Source organism: Paenarthrobacter sp. AMU7, assembly GCF_041200195.1.
Lineage (GTDB): Bacteria > Actinomycetota > Actinomycetes > Actinomycetales > Micrococcaceae > Arthrobacter.
Genome location: NZ_CP165735.1, coordinates 1 through 19156 on the forward strand (window position 1 = coordinate 1; position 19156 = coordinate 19156).

15 protein-coding genes and 2 tRNA genes are annotated in these 19156 nt (G+C 61.7%); 14 read left to right on the forward strand and 3 right to left on the reverse strand.

The features are described from left to right. The first annotated feature begins 157 nt into the window (after positions 1-157). The 11 genes from dnaA to ABQM86_RS00055 all read left to right on the forward strand — a co-directional run bounded on the left by dnaA (position 158) and on the right by ABQM86_RS00055 (position 12307). Positions 158-1576: a chromosomal replication initiator protein DnaA gene (gene dnaA, locus ABQM86_RS00005; RefSeq protein WP_026541014.1), complete on the forward strand. Its 1419-nt coding sequence runs from the start codon at positions 158-160 to the stop codon at positions 1574-1576. A 575-nt stretch (positions 1577-2151) separates the two neighbouring features. Then, positions 2152-3276, forward strand: a complete 1125-nt coding sequence (dnaN, locus tag ABQM86_RS00010) for a DNA polymerase III subunit beta (protein ID WP_089593048.1) — start codon at positions 2152-2154, stop codon at positions 3274-3276. Positions 3277-3317: 41 nt separating this feature from the next. Further along, entirely contained in the window at positions 3318-4202 is an 885-nt protein-coding gene (gnd, locus tag ABQM86_RS00015) for a phosphogluconate dehydrogenase (NAD(+)-dependent, decarboxylating) (protein ID WP_369745595.1), read from the forward strand. A 23-nt stretch (positions 4203-4225) separates the two neighbouring features. Beyond that, positions 4226-5419: a DNA replication/repair protein RecF gene (gene recF, locus ABQM86_RS00020; protein WP_369745596.1), complete on the forward strand. Its 1194-nt coding sequence runs from the start codon at positions 4226-4228 to the stop codon at positions 5417-5419. Then, complete coding sequence (locus ABQM86_RS00025) at positions 5406-5960, forward strand: DUF721 domain-containing protein (RefSeq protein WP_207595585.1); 555 nt, start codon at positions 5406-5408, stop codon at positions 5958-5960. Before recF ends, ABQM86_RS00025 begins: the two co-directional genes overlap by 14 nt. A 337-nt stretch (positions 5961-6297) precedes the next feature. Further along, positions 6298-8376, forward strand: a complete 2079-nt coding sequence (gene gyrB / locus ABQM86_RS00030; RefSeq protein ID WP_089593052.1) for a DNA topoisomerase (ATP-hydrolyzing) subunit B — start codon at positions 6298-6300, stop codon at positions 8374-8376. Positions 8377-8439: 63 nt separating this feature from the next. Continuing rightward, positions 8440-11109, forward strand: coding sequence for a DNA gyrase subunit A (gene gyrA / locus ABQM86_RS00035; RefSeq protein ID WP_207595586.1), 2670 nt, complete (start codon positions 8440-8442; stop codon positions 11107-11109). Then, entirely contained in the window at positions 11106-11807 is a 702-nt protein-coding gene (locus ABQM86_RS00040; RefSeq protein WP_207595587.1) for a DUF3566 domain-containing protein, read from the forward strand. Before gyrA ends, ABQM86_RS00040 begins: the two co-directional genes overlap by 4 nt. A gap of 113 nt (positions 11808-11920) precedes the next feature. Next, positions 11921-11994 (forward strand) — tRNA-Ile (locus ABQM86_RS00045). A 47-nt stretch (positions 11995-12041) separates the two neighbouring features. Then, entirely contained in the window at positions 12042-12161 is a 120-nt protein-coding gene (locus ABQM86_RS00050; protein ID WP_232481486.1) for a DLW-39 family protein, read from the forward strand. A 70-nt stretch (positions 12162-12231) separates the two neighbouring features. Next, positions 12232-12307: transfer RNA gene (locus tag ABQM86_RS00055), tRNA-Ala, on the forward strand. A gap of 187 nt (positions 12308-12494) precedes the next feature. Here the strand turns inward: ABQM86_RS00055 and ABQM86_RS00060 are convergent. Then, on the reverse strand, positions 12495-14486 hold the full coding sequence (locus ABQM86_RS00060; RefSeq protein ID WP_369745597.1) for a beta-N-acetylglucosaminidase domain-containing protein: 1992 nt from the start codon (positions 14484-14486) through the stop codon (positions 12495-12497). A 118-nt stretch (positions 14487-14604) separates the two neighbouring features. Between ABQM86_RS00060 and ABQM86_RS00065 the strand changes: the two genes are divergently transcribed. Then, the gene (locus ABQM86_RS00065) at positions 14605-15513 is read left to right on the forward strand and encodes a DMT family transporter (protein WP_337340123.1); all 909 of its coding nucleotides are present in this window, start codon (positions 14605-14607) and stop codon (positions 15511-15513) included. Positions 15514-15551: 38 nt separating this feature from the next. Here ABQM86_RS00065 and ABQM86_RS00070 read toward each other — a convergent pair whose 3' ends face one another. Together ABQM86_RS00070 and ABQM86_RS00075 are read right to left on the reverse strand one after the other, a co-directional pair. Further along, positions 15552-16427 carry a glycosyltransferase family 2 protein gene (locus tag ABQM86_RS00070; protein WP_207595590.1) on the reverse strand — a complete coding sequence of 292 codons (876 nt, stop codon included), beginning with the start codon at positions 16425-16427 and terminating at the stop codon, positions 15552-15554. 143 nt (positions 16428-16570) lie between these two features. Beyond that, a complete protein-coding gene (locus ABQM86_RS00075) occupies positions 16571-17539 on the reverse strand; it encodes a hypothetical protein (protein ID WP_280625253.1) in 969 nt (322 codons plus the stop codon). Positions 17540-17692: 153 nt separating this feature from the next. On the opposite strand from ABQM86_RS00075, the gene ABQM86_RS00080 reads away from it, so the two are divergent. Further along, positions 17693-18235: a peptidylprolyl isomerase gene (locus tag ABQM86_RS00080; protein WP_090822161.1), complete on the forward strand. Its 543-nt coding sequence runs from the start codon at positions 17693-17695 to the stop codon at positions 18233-18235. A gap of 21 nt (positions 18236-18256) precedes the next feature. Beyond that, on the forward strand, positions 18257-19111 hold the full coding sequence (locus ABQM86_RS00085) for a rhomboid family intramembrane serine protease (protein ID WP_280625258.1): 855 nt from the start codon (positions 18257-18259) through the stop codon (positions 19109-19111). The last annotated feature ends 45 nt before the right edge of the window (positions 19112-19156 follow it).

Consider the following 19156-nt stretch of genomic DNA (forward strand, 5'->3'; position numbering starts at 1 on the left):
TCCCAGCTATCTTCTAGCGATTTCATCCCCTAGAGTGGCTCAGTAGCCCAATGTCCACCCGCTGTGTATAACTCTGTGGATTATCGCCCAGAACAGCGCCGCCGGAGACACTTCGGCTGCCAGCAACGCCGGCAAGCAAGTATTTAGGAACTGATTGATGACAGTAGACGAAGCCAACCACGCCAACACTGTCGGAAGTTCCTGGCGCAGGGTGCTGAGCCTCATGGAACAGGACGACCGGGTATCACCCCGTCAGCGCGGTTTCGTCATCCTCGCCCAGGCACAGGGCCTCATAGGTTCCACACTCTTGGTGGCCGTTCCCAACGAACTCACCCGCGAAGTCCTGCAGACCCAGGTCAAGGATGCCCTGGACGATGCCCTTCGCAGCGTTTTCTCTGACGACATCCGCTGCGCCATCGACGTCGACACCGATCTGGTGCCGGTCCATGCAGAGCCGGAACCCGTCGTCGAGCTTTCCGCCGTATCCGACTTCGCCGAGCCGAAGCCCCAGCCCACTCCGCCCAGTACCTCGCATGAGTTCGGCCGCCTGAACCCGAAGTACATCTTCGATACTTTCGTGATCGGTTCCTCGAACCGCTTTGCGCACGCGGCCGCCGTCGCCGTCGCCGAAGCGCCGGCCAAGGCGTACAACCCGCTGTTCATCTACGGCGACTCTGGCTTGGGCAAGACCCACCTGCTGCACGCCATTGGTCATTACGCCCGCCGGCTCTACAGCGGCATCCGGGTCCGCTACGTGAACTCCGAGGAATTCACCAACGATTTCATCAACTCCATCCGGGACGACGAAGGCACCAGCTTCAAGACCACGTACCGGAACGTGGATGTCCTGTTGATCGATGACATCCAGTTCCTGGCGGGCAAGGACCGGACGCAGGAGGAGTTCTTCCACACGTTCAACGCCCTGCACAATGCCAACAAGCAGGTTGTCATCACCTCGGACCAGCCGCCAAAGATGCTCGCCGGCTTCGAGGACCGCATGACGTCCCGCTTCGAGTGGGGCCTGCTGACCGACATCCAGCCGCCGGAACTCGAAACCCGCATTGCCATCCTCCGCAAGAAGGGCCTCAGCGAAGGCTTGTCGGCACCGGACGACGCCCTGGAGTACATCGCCTCGAAGATCTCCAGCAACATCCGGGAACTCGAGGGGGCTTTGATCCGCGTCACGGCGTTCGCCAGCCTCAACCGCCAACCGGTGGATGTAGCCCTGGCTGAGATGGTGCTCAAGGACCTGATCACTGACGACGGCGCCCAGGAGATCACGGCGAAGCAGATCCTGGACCAAACGGCGGACTACTTCAAGCTCAGCATGGAAGAGCTCTGCAGCAAGTCCCGCACCCGTACGTTGGTGACCGCCCGCCAAATCGCCATGTACCTGTGCCGTGAACTGACGGACATGTCCCTGCCGAAGATCGGGCAGGAGCTCGGCGGCCGTGACCACACCACCGTCATCCACGCTGATCGCAAGATCCGCGAACTGATGGCGGAACGTCGTGTGATCTACAACCAGGTCACTGAGCTCACCAACCGCATCAAACAGCAGCAGCGCGACTCCTGAAATCCACACCGCGGCCGCTACTACATACCTTATTAACAGGTGCATGTGGATAAGCCTGTGGATACTTAAGGGGACAAGCTCGGTTAATGGGCTTAAAACCCTTAAGCCGCCTGTGGATCGTTAAAAACCGGCTTGGGAGTTGTCCCCATCCACACCCTGTTTAAAACCCAGTTAACGCACAATGAGTGAACAGGGCTTAACCGCTGAACGACGCGGCAGGATCGGGTTATCCACAGTTTCCACAGCAGTTATTAACACTACGAATCCCAAAAAATTGAAATCCCTCAAATAACAATCTCGTTCTGCCACCGTCCCGCCCTGCCAGGGGCGGACCACAGACGGACCCCAAAGGCCGCCTGCGGCTGTCCACATACGAAGGGTCCGGCCCGACGGGGATGGGTTAATCGCGGATCTTCCGGCTAAGCTGTCAGCAGCGCTCCCATCCTTGGGTCTGTTTGTAGTTCGCTGAGTGCGGACCATGCAGGTTCCGGTGCCGGAATGCAGAGATTTAGCGGCTTCCACGCAGGAATCCGCAGCTACTACTTGGCAGCAGCAATGAAAGGCGGCACCCCTCCGTGAAGTTCAGAGTCGACCGCGACGTCCTGGCAGAAGCCGTTACGTGGACCGCGCGGTCGTTGTCTCCGCGGCCGCCAGTACCCGTGCTCTCCGGCCTCCTCCTCAAAGCTGAGGCAGGAACGGTCAGCCTCTCGAGCTTTGACTACGAGACTTCGGCACGCCTGGAAATTCCGGCAGATATTGCTGTTGAGGGCACCATTTTGGTCTCGGGACGCTTGCTGGCCGATATCTGCCGCAGCCTTCCGTCAGCTCCCGTGGAAGTCGAAACCGATGGCAGCAAAGTGACTCTCACTTGCCGTCGAAGCAGCTTCCATCTCGCAACCATGCCCGAGGCTGAGTACCCGGCACTCCCGGCACTTCCCACCATCAGCGGCACGTTGCCCGGCGATGCTTTCGCCCAGGCTGTTTCCCAGGTGATTATTGCGGCCAGCAAGGACGACACCCTCCCGATCCTGACCGGCGTGCGCATGGAGATCGAGGACGACCTCATCACGCTCCTTGCCACCGACCGTTACCGCCTCGCCATGCGCGAAGTCCCTTGGAAGCCTGTTACTCCCGGGATTTCCACCAGCGCCTTGGTCAAATCCAAGACCCTGAACGAGGTAGCCAAGACCCTCGGCGGCAGTGGCGATATCAACCTCGCCCTTGCAGACGACGACAGCCGGCTCATTGGCTTCGAAAGCGGTGGACGCACCACAACGTCACTCCTGGTGGATGGCGACTACCCCAAGATCCGTTCGCTGTTCCCGGATTCCACACCCATCCACGCCACGGTTCAGACCCAGGAACTGGTTGAAGCCGTTCGGCGTGTTTCCCTGGTAGCCGAGCGGAACACTCCGGTCCGACTCGCCTTCACCCAAGGACTCCTGAACCTCGACGCCGGTACCGGCGAGGACGCCCAGGCTTCCGAGGAGCTCGAGGCACAGCTTTCCGGCGAAGACATCACCGTGGCCTTCAACCCGCATTACCTCGTTGAAGGTCTGAGCGTTATCGAGACCAAGTACGTTCGCTTCTCCTTCACCACCGCCCCCAAGCCGGCTATGATCACGGCCCAGGCAGAGGCGGATGGCGACGACCAGGACGACTACCGCTACCTCGTGATGCCGGTTCGCCTTCCCAACTAACCGGAACGTACCCGCCACCTTCGCAGAAAAGAGTTCACACTGTGCACATCGGTCTGATCGGCCTCGGCAAAATGGGTTTCAACATGCGCCAGCGCATGCGGAACGGCGGCATCGAGGTCACTGGTTTCGACCGCAACCCGGACGTCACTGATGTTGCTTCCGTGGATGAACTCATCGCAGCACTTCCCAGCCCGCGTCTGGTGTGGGTCATGGTGCCTTCAGGCGCGATCACCGATGCAGTGGTGATCGAACTGGGTGAGAAGCTCAGCCCAGGTGACTTGGTGATCGACGGCGGCAATTCACGTTTCACCGAAGACCAAAAGCACGCTGCCGCCCTTGCCGAAAAGGGCATCCGTTTTGCCGATTGCGGTGTTTCCGGAGGTGTGTGGGGCCTCGAGAACGGTTACGGCCTGATGGCAGGCGGCGCCGATGAAGACATCGAACTCGCCATGCCGGTTTTCGACGCCTTGCGTCCTGAAGGCGAACGTGCCGACAGCTTTGTCCACGTCGGCGGTGTTGGCGCCGGCCACTACGCAAAAATGGTCCACAACGGGATCGAGTATGGCCTCATGCAGGCCTATGCCGAAGGCTACGAACTGCTGGCAGCCAAGGACATCGTGAAGGACCTCCCTGGTACTTTCCGGGCTTGGCAAAAGGGAACGGTGGTCCGCTCCTGGCTCCTGGACCTCATGGTCAAGGCGCTGGACGAAGATCCAGGCCTGGCTTCGATTGACGATTACGTCGAGGATTCCGGCGAGGGCCGCTGGACCGTGGAGGAAGCGATCGCCAATGCAGTGCCGGCACCGGCCATTACTGCGGCGCTTTTCGCGAGGTTCGCTTCCCGCGAGGACAATTCACCGGCCATGAAGATGGTTTCTGCCCTGCGTCACCAGTTCGGCGGACACGCCACCCGTCCGGCCAACTAGGCCGCAGGAGTCCTGCAAACGGCGTGTACCTCGAACATCTTTCGCTGACTGATTTCCGCAGCTATGCCCAGGTTGACCTGAAACTCGGCCCTGGCGTGACTGTCCTTGTGGGATCCAATGGAATCGGCAAGACCAACCTCATGGAAGCCATTGGATATTTGGCGACGCTGAGCTCCCACCGCGTCAGCACGGACGCGCCTTTGCTCCGGTTCGGTGCGGAACGCGCCATGATCCGCGCCAAGCTGGTCCGCGGGGAACAATCCACGGTTCTCGAACTGGAAATCAACGCCGGGCGGGCCAACCGGGGCCGTATCAACCGCGGAAACCCGGTGCGGGCCAGGGACATTCTGGGGATCTGCCATACGGTGTTGTTTGCGCCGGAGGACTTGGCTCTGGTCAAGGGCGATCCCTCGAATCGCCGCCGTTTCCTGGATGAGCTGCTGGTCAGCCTCGTGCCACGGCATGCTGCCACGCGAAGCGACTATGACCGCGTCCTGAAGCAGCGCAACGCCCTGCTGAAATCCGCCCGGGCGGGAAAATTCTCGGGGGGTCATGAAGCAACCCTGGATGTTTGGGACCAGCATATGGCCCGGGCCGGCGCCGAACTGCTCCACGCCCGTCTGGAACTGGTGGAACGTTTGCGGCCCCACCTGAACAGCGCCTATGCGCAGCTTACCGATGGATCCAAAGAGGCGGGGGCGGTCTACCGCTCAACCATCCAGGGCGTCCTGGACGACGACGGCGGTCCAGCCGACCACGGTACGGAACCTTCGGCGTCGGTTGACGACCTCCGGCTGCTGTCCGTGGATGAACTCACCGAACGCTACATCCAGGCTTTCGCAGCATCGCGGAAAAAGGAACTGGAACGCGGCATCTCCCTGGTGGGTCCGCACCGCGATGAACTGGAACTGGTGTTGGGCCAGGCTCCAGCCAAGGGTTATGCGTCCCATGGTGAAACCTGGTCCATGTGCTTGTCCCTGCGCCTTGCTTCCTACTACGTGATGTTGGATGACGCCCGTACGGGTGGAACCGCTCCGATCCTCATTCTGGACGATGTTTTCGCTGAGCTTGACGTCCAGCGGCGGCGTAAACTGGCTGCAATAGTGGCCGGTGCCGAGCAAGTGCTGGTGACTGCCGCCGTCGATGCCGATATCCCCGAGGAGCTGGCCGGACGGCGCGTAACCGTTGTTCCGGGAGGCATCGATGGCGAAGGATAGCCGCGACGGTCTTCAACCCGGTCGCGATCCGGATGAGATTGATGCTGCCCAGGCGGCGTTGAACCGAATGCGCGAGGCCGCGGCTGCACGCGGCGAAGTACGGCAGCGCGCACCCCGGCCAGGGTCTGCCCCCCAGCGCAAGGGAATCCGGGATACCAGGGGTTTTGCGAAATTCCACGGCAGCGGCCGGGATCCTTTGGGACTCGGCAATGTGGTGGGCCGCTTGGTGGCTGAGCGCGGATGGACGTCCCCTGTGGCTGTTGGATCCGTAATGGCGGAGTGGGAGACACTTGTTGGGACGGATATTTCCGCCCACTGCACGCCGGAGAGTTTCACTGACACTACGCTCCACGTTCGCTGCGATTCCACGGCGTGGGCGACGCAACTCCGCCTGCTCAGCACGAGCCTCCTGGAGATGTTCCGCAATGAACTGGGTGAAGGAGTGGTGACCAGCATCCAGGTCCTGGGTCCTTCGGCTCCAAGTTGGCGTAAAGGCGGGCGCAGCGTCAATGGTCGCGGCCCGCGCGATACTTACGGCTAAACGGCGTGCAGGGCGATTCAACGCCCCGGAGTCGTATAGGCCCCCATCGGGACCACCGTAGGGCCATTGCAGATAGGGCCAGCGGCCTCCTATGGCCATATTCAGCTCTCGGTTGCCCCCGTATTTGCAAGGATTCGCGGGTTTCCACGATAGAATTGGCGTAGATCACTGAGCGCCGGTGAAACGTCGTCGGGGTCCTGGATCCACTCTTGTGGCATGGGGACCCCTTTCGTCGGAGTAATCGGCGCAATCAGTCACGTGCCCGTTGACGGCTGCGGTTCGCCGCGGACACCACCGGGAACGGCCGACATCGAGTACAGAGGAGTCGAAAGCGCCTGTGGCTAACGACAATGCAGAGACCTTGGCAGTAGAGCCCGAAGAGGAGACTGTTCCCAAGCCTGATACGCCCGCAGAGGCGCCCAGGGAGTACGGTGCCAGCGACATCACCGTGCTGGAGGGCCTCGAAGCGGTGCGCAAACGCCCCGGTATGTATATCGGATCCACTGGTCCCCGCGGCCTGCACCACCTGGTCTATGAAGTGGTGGACAACTCTGTTGACGAGGCACTGGCCGGGTATTGCAGCCACATCGAGATCACCCTACGCGCCGACGGCGGCGTTCGCGTCGTAGATGACGGCCGTGGTATCCCCGTGGACATTCACCCGACCGAAGGCAAGCCGACGGTTGAAGTGGTCATGACAATCCTTCACGCCGGCGGTAAGTTCGGAGGCGGCGGCTACGCTGTTTCCGGCGGCCTCCATGGTGTGGGTATCTCCGTGGTGAACGCTTTGTCCCGCCGTGTGGACACGGAAGTCCGCCGCCAGGGCCACGTATGGCGCATGACCTTCGCTGACGGAGGCAAGCCCCAAGGCGAACTCGTCAAGGGTGAGGCCACTGACGTTACCGGAACGTCCCAGACGTTTTACCCGGATGGCACCATCTTCGAGTCCACCGAGTTCGATTTTGAAACACTCCGGGCCCGTTTCCAGCAGATGGCCTTCCTCAACAAGGGCCTGCGCATCACGCTGACCGATGAGCGTCCGGTGTCCCGTGACGGCGATGATGATCTGGATCTCGACGCCGTTGCCACCGAAGGCGAAGTCGCCGCCGAGCACCGCACTGTGGTGTACCAGTACCCGGACGGCCTGCTGGACTACGTCAAGCACTTGAACTCGAACAAGAAGGTCGAGATTGTCCACGAGGACGTCATCGCTTTCGAAACCGAGGACACCGAACGGCATATCGCCGTGGAGGTAGCCATGCAGTGGACCACCGCGTATTCCGAGAGCGTCCACACCTACGCGAACACCATCAATACCCATGAGGGCGGAACGCACGAAGAGGGTTTCCGCGCCGCGATGACGTCGCTCATCAACCGGTACGCGCGGGAAAAGAGCATCATCAAGGAGAAGGAAGACAACCTCACAGGTGATGACATCCGTGAAGGCCTGACTGCCGTTATTTCCGTCAAGCTTTCCGAGCCACAGTTCGAAGGCCAGACCAAGACCAAGCTGGGCAACTCTGAGGTCAAGGGCTTTGTCCAGCGCGTTGTCACGGATCAGCTGGGTGACTGGCTGGAGCGCAACCCCGGTCCCGCCCGCGACGTGATCCGCAAGGCTATCTCGGCTGCCCAGGCACGCATGGCAGCACGCAAAGCCCGTGATAACGCCCGCCGGAAGAGCCCGCTGGAATCGTTCGGCATGCCCGGAAAGCTTTCCGACTGCTCCTCCAAGGATCCTTCACGTTGCGAGGTGTACCTGGTGGAGGGTGACTCCGCAGGTGGTTCGGCCAAGCGCGGCCGCAACCCGGAAACCCAGGCCATCCTGCCATTGCGCGGCAAGATCCTGAATGTCGAGCGTGCCCGCTTGGACAAGGCCCTCGGCAACGCTGAAGTCCAGTCCATGATCACCGCCTTCGGAACGGGCATTGGCGAAGACTTCGATATTTCCAAGCTGCGCTATCACAAGATTGTTTTGATGGCCGATGCTGACGTTGATGGCCAGCACATCACCACCCTTCTGATGACGCTGTTGTTCCGCTATATGCGCCCGCTGATCGAAAACGGCTATGTCTACCTGGCCCAGCCGCCGCTGTACAGGATCAAGTGGTCCAACGCAGCTCACGACTACGTTTACAGTGACCGCGAACGTGATGAGACCATCCGCAAGGGTGCTTCCATGAACAAGAGGCTCCCCAAGGACAACGGCATCCAGCGCTACAAGGGTCTCGGCGAAATGGACTATACCGAGCTGTGGGACACCACCATGGATCCGGATCGCCGCACGCTGCTGCAGGTCACCATGGATGATGCCCTGGCTGCCGACCAGACCTTCTCCGTCCTGATGGGCGAGGACGTTGAATCGCGCCGTAACTTCATCCAGCAGAACGCCAAGGACGTCAGGTTCCTCGATATCTAGGGCTCCACAAGGGCACCTGAATATTCTTGAACTGACATATACCTGAAACGGAAACCTTAGATTATGAGTGACGAAACTCCCGAAGTCCCGGCGGAATCCACTGCCGACGACGTAGTTCTTGAGGGCGATGTGCTGACAGACCGCGTGGAGCAGGTGGACCTGCAGACAGAGATGCAGCGGTCCTACCTCGATTACGCCATGGCCGTTATCGTCGGCCGCGCCCTCCCGGACGTCCGCGATGGCCTGAAGCCGGTGCACCGCCGCGTTCTGTACGCAATGTTCGACGGCGGTTACCGCCCCGACCGCTCGTTCAACAAGTGCGCCCGCGTGGTTGGCGACGTCATGGGTACCTATCACCCGCACGGTGACATGGCGATCTACGATGCCTTGGTGCGCCTGATCCAGGACTGGACCATGCGGTACCCGCTGGCACTTGGCCAGGGCAACTTCGGTTCACCGGGCAACGATGGCGCTGCTGCACCGCGGTACACCGAAACCAAGATGGCACAGCTAGCCATGGAAATGGTCCGGGACATTGACGAGGAAACCGTCGACTTCCAGGACAACTACGACGGCAAGAACCAGGAACCCACCATCCTGCCGGCGCGCTTCCCCAACTTGCTGGTCAACGGCTCTTCCGGCATCGCCGTCGGCATGGCCACCAACATTCCGCCGCACAACCTGCGAGAGGTTGCCGACGGCGTGCAGTGGGCTCTCGAGAACCCCACAGCCACGCGGGAAGAGCTTCTTGAGGCTCTGTTGCTGCGCATCAAGGGCCCCGACTTCCCCACGGGTGCCACCATCCTGGGCCACAAGGGCATCGAAGACGCCTACCGTACCGGCCGCGGCTCCATCACGATGCGCGCCGTGGTCAACGTCGAGGAACTCCAGGGCCGTACCTGCCTGGTGGTGACCGAGCTGCCGTACCAGGCCAACCCGGACAACCTGGCCATCAAGATTGCCGAACTGGTCAAGGACGGCAAGATTTCAGGCATTGCGGACCTCCGCGATGAAACCTCCGGCCGTACCGGCCAGCGCCTGGTGATCGTGCTCAAGCGCGATGCGGTGGCCAAGGTGGTCCTGAACAACCTTTACAAGCACACGCAGTTGCAGGACAACTTCTCGGCGAACATGCTGGCAATTGTCGACGGCGTTCCGCGCACCTTGAGCCTTGACGCCTTCATCCGTCACTGGGTTGCGCACCAGATGGACGTCATTGCACGCCGCACCCGTTACCGCCTGCGCAAGGCCGAGGAAGAAGCGCACATCCTGCGCGCGCTCCTCAAGGCACTGGACATGCTGGATGAGGTCATTGCCCTCATCCGCGCGTCCAACACCACAGAGGCTGCCCGTGAAGGCCTCATGGAGCTCCTCGAGATCGACGAACTCCAGGCGCGTGCCATCCTGGACATGCAGCTCCGGCGACTGGCCGCCCTGGAACGACAGAAGATCCAGGACCGCCACTCCGAGCTCGAGTCGATGATCGAGGAATACAACTCGATCCTCGCTTCGGAGGAGCGGCAGCGCCAAATCATCAGCGAAGAACTCGCGGAGATCGTGGCCAAGCATGGCGATGACCGCCGCACGCACATCCTGATGGGCTTCGACGGCGACATGTCCATGGAGGACTTGATCCCCGAAGAGGAAATGGTTGTCACCATTACGCGCGGCGGCTACGTCAAGCGCACCCGCAGCGACAACTACCGTTCCCAGCAGCGCGGTGGCAAGGGCATCAAGGGTGCACAACTGCGTGGCGACGACGTCGTGGAACACTTCTTCGTCACCACCACCCACCACTGGCTGCTGTTCTTCACCAACCTGGGCCGCGTCTACCGTGCCAAGGCCTACGAGCTCGCAGAAGCTGGACGTGACGCCAAGGGCCAGCACGTGGCCAACCTGCTGGCTTTCCAGCCTGATGAGCACATCGCCCAGGTCCTGGACCTCCGGGACTACCAGCAGGCCCCCTACTTGGTGCTCGCCACCAAGAACGGCCTGGTTAAGAAGACGAGGCTCGAAGACTACGACACCAACCGCACGGCCGGCGTCATCGCCATCAACCTGCGCGACGAGGACGAGCTGGTTTCCGCCCAGCTGGTCAGCGAGACCGACGACCTCCTCCTGGTGTCGCGCAAGGGCCAGTCCATCCGGTTCACGGCCACCGATGACGCACTGCGTCCCATGGGCCGCGCTACGTCCGGTGTGACCGGTATGAAGTTCCGTGAAGACGACGAATTGCTTGCTGCAGACGTCGTCCAGGACGGTTCCTTCGTCTTCATCGTGACCGAGGGCGGCTACGCCAAGCGGACCGCCGTGGACGAATACCGCTTGCAGGGCCGTGGCGGCCTGGGCATCAAGGTTGCCAAGCTTGCCGAAGACCGCGGTGACCTTGTGGGTGCCTTGATCGTGCAGGAAGAGGACGAAGTCCTGGTGGTCATGGAGGGCGGCAAGGTGGTCCGCTCGGCTGTCACCGGCGTGCCGGCCAAGGGCCGTGACACCATGGGTGTCATCTTCGCCAAACCGGACAAGAATGACCGCATTATTGAGGTTGCGCGCAACAGCGAACGCGGCTTGGAAGTCGAAGAGTCAGAAGACGGACTCGACGATGACGTAACGTTGGCTGCAAACGACGGCGCCCCTGAGGCGACCGTGACGGCCGAAACGGAAAACGACGCAGACCCGGAAACCGAAACGGGCGCGGAGCTGAACGAAGACAACACCGGAGGTAACGAGTGAGTAATTCCGACTCATATCCCAAGCCGAGCACAGGTGTCCCCGGCGGACTCCGGCAGCCCTCGGGCAGCGCCCAAGCAGGAACGCCTGCGCGGCCCCAACAGCGTCCAGGAACCGGGGCTGCTGGAACCGGCGCCGCCGGCGCACGCCCAGCAACTGGCACCAACTCCGCGCAGCGGCCCTCCGGGGCTCCCGGACAACGGCCGGCCCAGGCAACCCAGCGTCCTGCAGGCGCTCCGGGACAACGCCCGGCACAGCCCGGACAGCGCCCTGCCCAGTCAGGTCAGCGCCCCGCCCAGGGTGCCCCCGGCTTGGTGAAGCCTGCTCCCAAGGCCAAGGTCCGCCGCGCTCGTTTGCTGGTCAGCAAGGTGGATCCCTGGTCTGTCCTGAAGATGGCGTTCCTCTTGTCCGTTGCGTTGGGCATCGTCACAGTGGTGGCTGCCATCGTGCTGTGGACTGTGTTGGATCTCACAGGGATCTTCAACCAGGTTGATAGCCTCCTGGGGACCCTGGCAGGATCCGAAGGCAGCGGTTTTGAACTGAAGAAGATTGCGTCCCTCGGCCAGGTGGCATCCTTCGCCACCATCATTGCCGTGGTGAACGTGGTCCTGCTGACCGCACTCTCCATGCTTTCCGCAGTGCTGTATAACATTTCCGCAACGTTGGTTGGTGGCGTCGGCGTCACTTTGACCGACGACTAAGAAAAACCCGCGGAAATACGCCGAAATTGGCAGAATTTCCGCGCGGAAATGCCTCGATTTGAGATCGGGCCGGGATGTGCTGTACAGTCATATCTCGGCCCGATGAGGCATCGGGGCGTATAGCTCAGGCGGTTAGAGCGCTTCGCTGATAACGAAGAGGTCCCAGGTTCAAGTCCTGGTACGCCCACGGAACCGAAAGAGGTTCAGGTAAAACTGAACCGGAATGAGGTACTTGTGAAGAAGTTGCTGGTAGTTGTAGCAGCGGCAGTCGCAGGTCTCCTGGTCTATAAAAAGGCGCAGGAATCCGAAGCCCGGAAGGATGTCTGGAGCAAGTCAACCGACACGGTCGACTAGCCGAGGAGCCCGGTCCGAGCTGGTAAATACCAGCCTGGACATGGGGTATGATTGACGGGTTGCTTCTTATGGGGGCATGGCGCAATTGGTAGCGCACCTGCTTTGCAAGCAGGGGGTTCGGGGTTCGAGTCCCCGTGCCTCCACCATAAGAAAAGTCCCGGTCAGAAATGACCGGGACTTTTGCTTTTAACTCCGTAACCCCGCCAACACCCAACAAGGCCGGTGCCACCTTGCCGCGCCCACGCCGCGCGCTTCCACCATTGCCACGCATTTCCGGGCGGCACCAGCGAATGTGCGTGTCATCAACGAATGCCCGCGGCACCAAGGGGGAACTCAGCCAGCCGGAACCTGCTGCAAGGCTCGCTCAAGGAACGCTGCCAGCTCGCTGTTCCCCAAGACGGGAGTCACCACACCCAGCTCCAGGGTGGGCTGTGTCTTGGCCCCAGCGGTCTTCAGGGCACCCTGCACTTTGAGCCGTGCTGCGGTTGCGGCCTCTGTATCGCCTCGCTTGTCCGCCTCCAGCATGGTGATGGCCTCCTCCACGCCTCGTCCGTACTCAGCAGCCGCTGCAACCCACGTAGAGCCGTCCTGTGCGAAACCGGGCTCCGCCATCCGTGGCAGGAGCCCGGGAAGCCGCTGAAGCAACCCAGCGCGGTCCTTCAACGCCCCCGAGAGTTGTCTGCCGGCGTCGTACTCCGCCCAGAACTGGTCAATATCGTGCCGCAACTCTGGAGCGGAAGGGGTGAGTTCGTCGTCCTGCCAATCCTGATTCAGGTCCACGAAGGCCCGTACGGCAGCTTGGACCTCAGGATCGGGCCCTGCGAGCAAATCCAACGCGGCATTCATGGACTGGGAGGCGTCATAGGCGGGGCCGTTCCAGGAGAGGTCAGCGTAGTTGAAAATGGCGGGCAGGGAGAGATAGGGCTGGATCATTGGGTTGGTGACGATGCCCTGGATGGACCGGTGCAGATCTGCGTCCCTGCCGATGACGGGTGCCAGGAAGAGATGGTCCTGGGAGAAGTCGTTGACCGGATAGTTATCCCAGATGACTATGCTGCGGGAGGCGCCGGGTGTCCCGTAGGTCTGGCCCGCTGTCTCAGCTGACTTCCGGGTAATCCGGTGGGAGACGACTTCTTCACCCGTCCACTGCACCACAATTCCGGGGTTTAGCGCCTGACCGAGTTCGCGCTTGTACGGAGTGCTCGGTGAGCCGTTATAGAAGGTGGGGACCGTTTCCAACGGGAGGACCCCGTCCTTGGCCGAGATGAACTTTTCATTCACGTCGTTAAGGAAGGACGCCTGTGCCTTCGCCAGGTTTGCTTGCCCCGCGCCGAATTCCCGGAGGTCTTCCGCGCATTGCACTTTTGTGGCGATGTCGTCCAAGGGAATCACGTACGAACGCACTCCCAGCGCATACAGGGATTCAAGCTTCGCCACTGCGTCCTCAAGATCGGCCTCGCGCGAATAACAAATGTCGATCCCTGGCGAAAGGGCATAACTGAAGCGGACGTGATTGGCGGCAGCAGCGTCGATCAGTTCCTTCAGCTCCTCGAGCTCCTGGTCGGTGTACAGCTCGCGCCACTTGTCGCGCAGCAAAGGATCGTCCTTGGGCGAGTAGATGTAGGTGTTCATCTTCTGACTGCCCGCAAATTCAATGACATCCAGACGGGCCTGGTGGGACCACGGCGTGCCATAGAAGCCCTCAATAACGCCGCGGGTTTGCATCAGCGGCCAGTCACTGACCAGGACCGGGGCCACAGAGCCGGCCTTGAGCAACTGCCGGAGGGTCTGCACGGCGTGGAAGACGCCGTCGTTATCACGTCCGGCGAGGACCGCCGTCGGAACCCCGTCAGGCTGTCCGGTAGCAATGGCATAGCCTTCAGCGCGTCCAAGGGCATCACGAAGGGAGGAGTCGCCGTCCACGCTCAAAGCCTTGAGTGCCGGACCCATGGCGGACCCGGTGCCAAGGTGGATGGCAGATGATCCGTCGCGGGGGTTGGAAAGCTGCGTCACAACTTCAGCCGTGCCTCCAGCACCGGTCACGAGGTCCTGCACGGCGGCGGTGGAGGCCTGATCGGTTCCGGCGGGTGCCACCACGTACACATGACCGGTCAACGGAACAGGGTCGCCGGTTGCGGTCCGGGCATGCTGCGGTACCGGGAAGATGCTTGGAACACCTGTCCCGTTTCCCCCGTTTCCCTGGGTTCCGTCAGGACGTTCACGTGAAACAGCGGCCCATCCAGCGATAATCAGGGCGGCTGTGAGCACTCCGGCCGCCACCAGCAGCAGGACTGACCGCCGACGCTTGACGGGTGCTTCGCTCAATCAGATAACCCCTTGGGTATGCCGTCACCGGCTGACGGGAATGCTGAGTCAAGACAACCACACTGTTGGAGCATCAGATAGGGGCTGGAACGCTCCCCCGCCCCACTAGTGTTGATCCGTGACCTTTCTCATTGCCGCCCTGGGTGTTCTGGGTGTTGCCTCCTCCGGTCCGCTCATTGCGGGCACCCTCGGAGCCACCTCAGTGACGGCACTGGCTATCGCTTTCTGGCGGAATGCGATCGGTGCGGTGGTGATGGCAGCTCCGGTGGCCATCCGCGAGCCGAGAGCATTCGGCAGGATCACCCGTCGGGATTTCGGTTGGTCCACTGTTGCCGCCGTTGCACTGGCGTTCCACTTCGCTTGCTTCATCACGGCCCTTGAACTGACCTCGGTGGCGGCCGCCACTGCCTTGGTGTGCCTGCAATCCGCGTGGATCGCGGTCTTCCAGTTGTTCCGGGGCACACGGCATCGCTGGCCGGTGCTGGTGGGCCTGGGGATCGCTTTCGGCGGCGTGGTGGCCATTACCGGGTTCGATATGGGTTCCTCGCCGGAGGCCCTGCTCGGAGACTTGTTGGCTATTGCCGGCGGCGCTCTGGCGGGTCTCTATACACTTGCGGGCGGGAAGGCCCGCCAATCCATGGGAACGGGTACCTACACCACGCTCTGCTACGGCATGTGCGCAGCGATCGTGGCGGTGCTGGCACTGTTCAGCGCCCAGCCATTGACAGGGTTCGACGCCGGCGGCTGGCTTGGCATTATTGCCATCACCGTTTGCGCGCAGCTGGTAGGGCACACGGCGTTCAACCACTTGCTGGCCACGATGAGTCCGCTGCTGGTGTCCATGATCATCCTGCTGGAGATTCCGGGCGCTGCCATCCTGGCTGCCGTCTTCCTGTCTGAGACCTTGCCGGCCGGGACCTATGCGGGCTTGGCACTGATCCTGGCTGGCCTGGCCGTGGTTGTTGCCGGGCAGCGGCGGGGACGCCCAGCAGCAGATCGACGCGAAGCTGAGTTGGGCACGGACTGAGGATCCGCCGTCGGGTGCTTGTCATCGGCGCTGCGCGCCTAGACACCACCGCGGCGGGCGCCCTGTGCGGCGTTTGCCGTGTGGATGGCCCGGAGGATCTTGGCCGGGAAGTACACCGAGAAGAACACCACCATGGGTGCTTTCAGGGCCATCTTTTTGACGTTGTGGGCCTTGTACGTCCGGTCAAAGCGCTGCACGTAGTAGCGGTAATCGCGGGGTGAATCCTCCAGCCGGCGGGCAGACATCCCGGACACCATCTGCGGCACGTACTGCACTTTGAGGTCGTGCTCGAAGAGGTGCAGGGACAGATCAATGTCCTCGTGCATTTCGTCCTTGGGATCCAGGCACGCTTCGTCGCGGATGGTCTCCCAGGCGGTGCGGCGAAGGGCCATGTTGGAGCCAAAGAGGAAATGGTATTGGTGCTTGGCCAAGCGCAACATGAGCTGGCGCATTTTGTCGTCCGCCTTGAGGCCGAAGCGGCGCATGGGCATGTCGTAATAGACCACAGGACCCGTGGCCGCAGCGATCGACGGGTCTGTGAACGCCTTTTGGACTTGTTCAACCCAGTCCGGTTCCAGGACGGAATCTGCATCGATGCGTCCCACTACCTCGCCCGTGGCACTGTTCAGGCCATGATTGCGGGTGGGAATCAGGCCCTGGAAGGCTTCCTGGCGCAGGAGAATGATGGGGCTTTCCGGGTATTCCTGCTGCATCTGGCGCACGATCCTGGCTGTGCGGTCCGTGGAAAGGTTGTCCACCACAATGATTTCGTCAGCAGGAACGGACTGGTAGATGGCCGCGATGAGGCACTGGCGAATGACGCTTTCCTCGTTATACGCCGGGATGACGATGGACACGCCCGGGGGCACCGGACCATCCTGAAGGGCACCCGCAGAGGGTCTATCGGCTGACATCACTCCAAATCTAACACTCGAGGCAGTGCGTCGGACGGAGCCTTGGGTTACAAGCCGGCAAACACTGAAGGGATCCCGGCGACGGCCGGGATCCCTTCAGTAGCTTGACGTGCCGGCCCCTGACAGGGGCCACTTGTCAGTGCTTAGTTCTGTACACCCTTGGCGTCGGAGTCCGAGCCCTCAGTGTCCTTGTGCAAGCTGGCCGCGATGTTCTTGACGGCAGTCTTGGCGTCGGTTGCCACCTTCGCAGAGGAGTCTTCAACGTTCTTGAAAGCATCCTCGGTGGCCTGCTCTGCCTCTGCTGCGGCTTCCTCCGGCGTGATGTCCTTGGTGCCGGATTCAGTCACTGCGGCAGCCGTTGCTGAGGCTGAGGCATCAGCCGAAGCCGGGGCAGCTGGAACCGGAGCGGGCGTCGGAGTAACCGGGGAAGGTGTCTTCCACGGATCCTCCACCGGCTTGGAAGCTTTCCATGCGGCAACGCCGGCGGCAGCGGCCGCGGCGATAACAGTCACGATCAGCCAGCCGCGCTTCTTAGGCTTTGGCTGTTCCTTCACCAAAGCGGTGGAAACGGCCTTGGTGGCCTGATCGGTCACTGCCTTGATCTGCTTGCCAGTGGCCTGCGCCTGCTCTTGGACGCTGTGCACAACGCCGGAATCAACCAGCTTCTGCGCTACGGCGTCAACCTGGGCCGGCGCGTTCTCCAACGCGTGGTGAACGGCTACCGAAGCCTGGCCCAATTGCTCGGACAGCTTGGGCAGGTACTCATCCACCACTTTGTCCCGCGCGTGGCCGAGAGCCGGAGTGGCCTTGTTGAGCGTCTCCTGGATCCTGGGCGTTGCGTCCTCCACTACGTCATGGATCTTCGGCGCAAGGTGCGCCAATCCATCCTGAATCCGCGGCGTAACAACAGCAACGCCGTCGGCAAGGTTGTGCGCAGCGGACTTCAGCCCCTCTTGGATCTTGGGGGAAGCGGTATCAATGCCGTGCTGGATACGCGGAACAGCCCAGTTGACGGCGGCTTCCACGCGGGGTGCTGCCCAGTCGCGGGCGTTGTCCACACCTGCCACAACGGATTGTTCGAGGTCGCGGGCAATACGGTCTGATTTCTTCACAACTACCTCCCGATACACATGCTCGTTTGTTGCTAGCCTACGTCGCTTGTGGAACACCGGCTATTCATCTGCCCGATTCGTCCCGGATTTCACCGAGCGCGGAACCGGCTTTACAACTGCAACGGCGTTGACCCTGCATGGAAGAATGGGGCCATGACCATCGCAACCGCAAAAGCAACGATCCACACGACCCTCGGCGACATCAAGGTTGACCTCTTCGGCAACCACGCGCCCAAGACGGTCGCCAACTTCATTGGCTTGGCCACGGGCGAAAAGTCCTGGAACCACCCTGAAACGGGCGAAGACAAGACCGGGACGCCGCTGTACGACGGCACCATCTTCCACCGCATCATCAAGGACTTCATGATCCAGGGCGGAGATCCCCTGGGCCGCGGCGTTGGCGGACCGGGCTACCAGTTCGACGACGAAATCCACCCTGAACTGACCTTCAACGCTCCCTACAAGCTGGCCATGGCCAACGCTGGTATCCAGATGGGCAAGGGCACCAACGGATCACAGTTCTTCATCACCACCGTGAACACCGACTGGCTCTTCGGCAAGCACAGCATCTTCGGCGAGGTCACGGACGAGGAATCCCGCAAGGTTGTGGATGCCATTGAGGCCGTCCGCACCGGCATGGGCGACCGCCCCGTTGAGGACGTCGTCATCAACAGCATCGACATCGAACAGCTCTAGCCAGACTCTGAACCTGAGCTCATGAGTTACGGAATCCCGTCGGCAGAGCCGTCCGCTGATATTCCGGTGTGCCCGAGGCACCCGGACAGGCCCTCGTATGTGCGGTGCCAGCGCTGCGGGCGCCCTGCGTGCCCCGAGTGCCAGCGGGCGGCCGCCGTCGGGTTCCAATGCGTTGACTGCGTCAACGAACAAAAACGTACGACGCCGGTCTACCGGTCGCCGTACGGCGGCGCCCTGGCTGTGGGCAAGCCCTTGGTGACGTACGTGATCATTGGCTTGTGCCTGTTGATCTTTGTCCTTCAGTGGATCGTGCCCCGGGATGCGGTCTTCCAGAATTTTGCCTTCGCGAATATCTTCGCCGACAGCCAACCGTGGCGCATGCTCACCGCGGCCTTCCTGCATTCGCAGGGTTTCCTGCTTCATATCGTGCTGAACATGTACACGCTGTGGATCTTCGGACAAGCCCTTGAGCCTTTGCTCGGGCGTATCCGGTTCCTCGCTCTGTACCTGATCTCTGCCGTCGGCGGATCGGTAGGCTACCTGGCCCTGACCCCGATGTTTCCGCCCGTTGCCGTTGTGGGTGCTTCCGGGGCCATCTTCGGCCTCTTCGGAGCCATGCTGGTGGTGCAACGCCACCGTGGCGGTGAAACCAAACAACTCTGGGTCCTGATCGCCATCAATGGAGCCATCGGTTTCTTCGTTCCCAGCATCGCGTGGCAAGCGCACCTGGGTGGCTTGATCACGGGTGGCCTGGCTGCTGCCGTTATCGCCTACGCACCAAAGGGCAAGAACCAAGCCCTGCTGCAGGCCGGCGGGCTGATCCTGGTGGCTGGCCTGTTGGCCGTGGTCACGTGGTTCCGCGTCACTGCCGGATAGCCGCTCGTCAGCTGGTTTCCCCGTCCGCGGCCGGTTTAGCCTTCG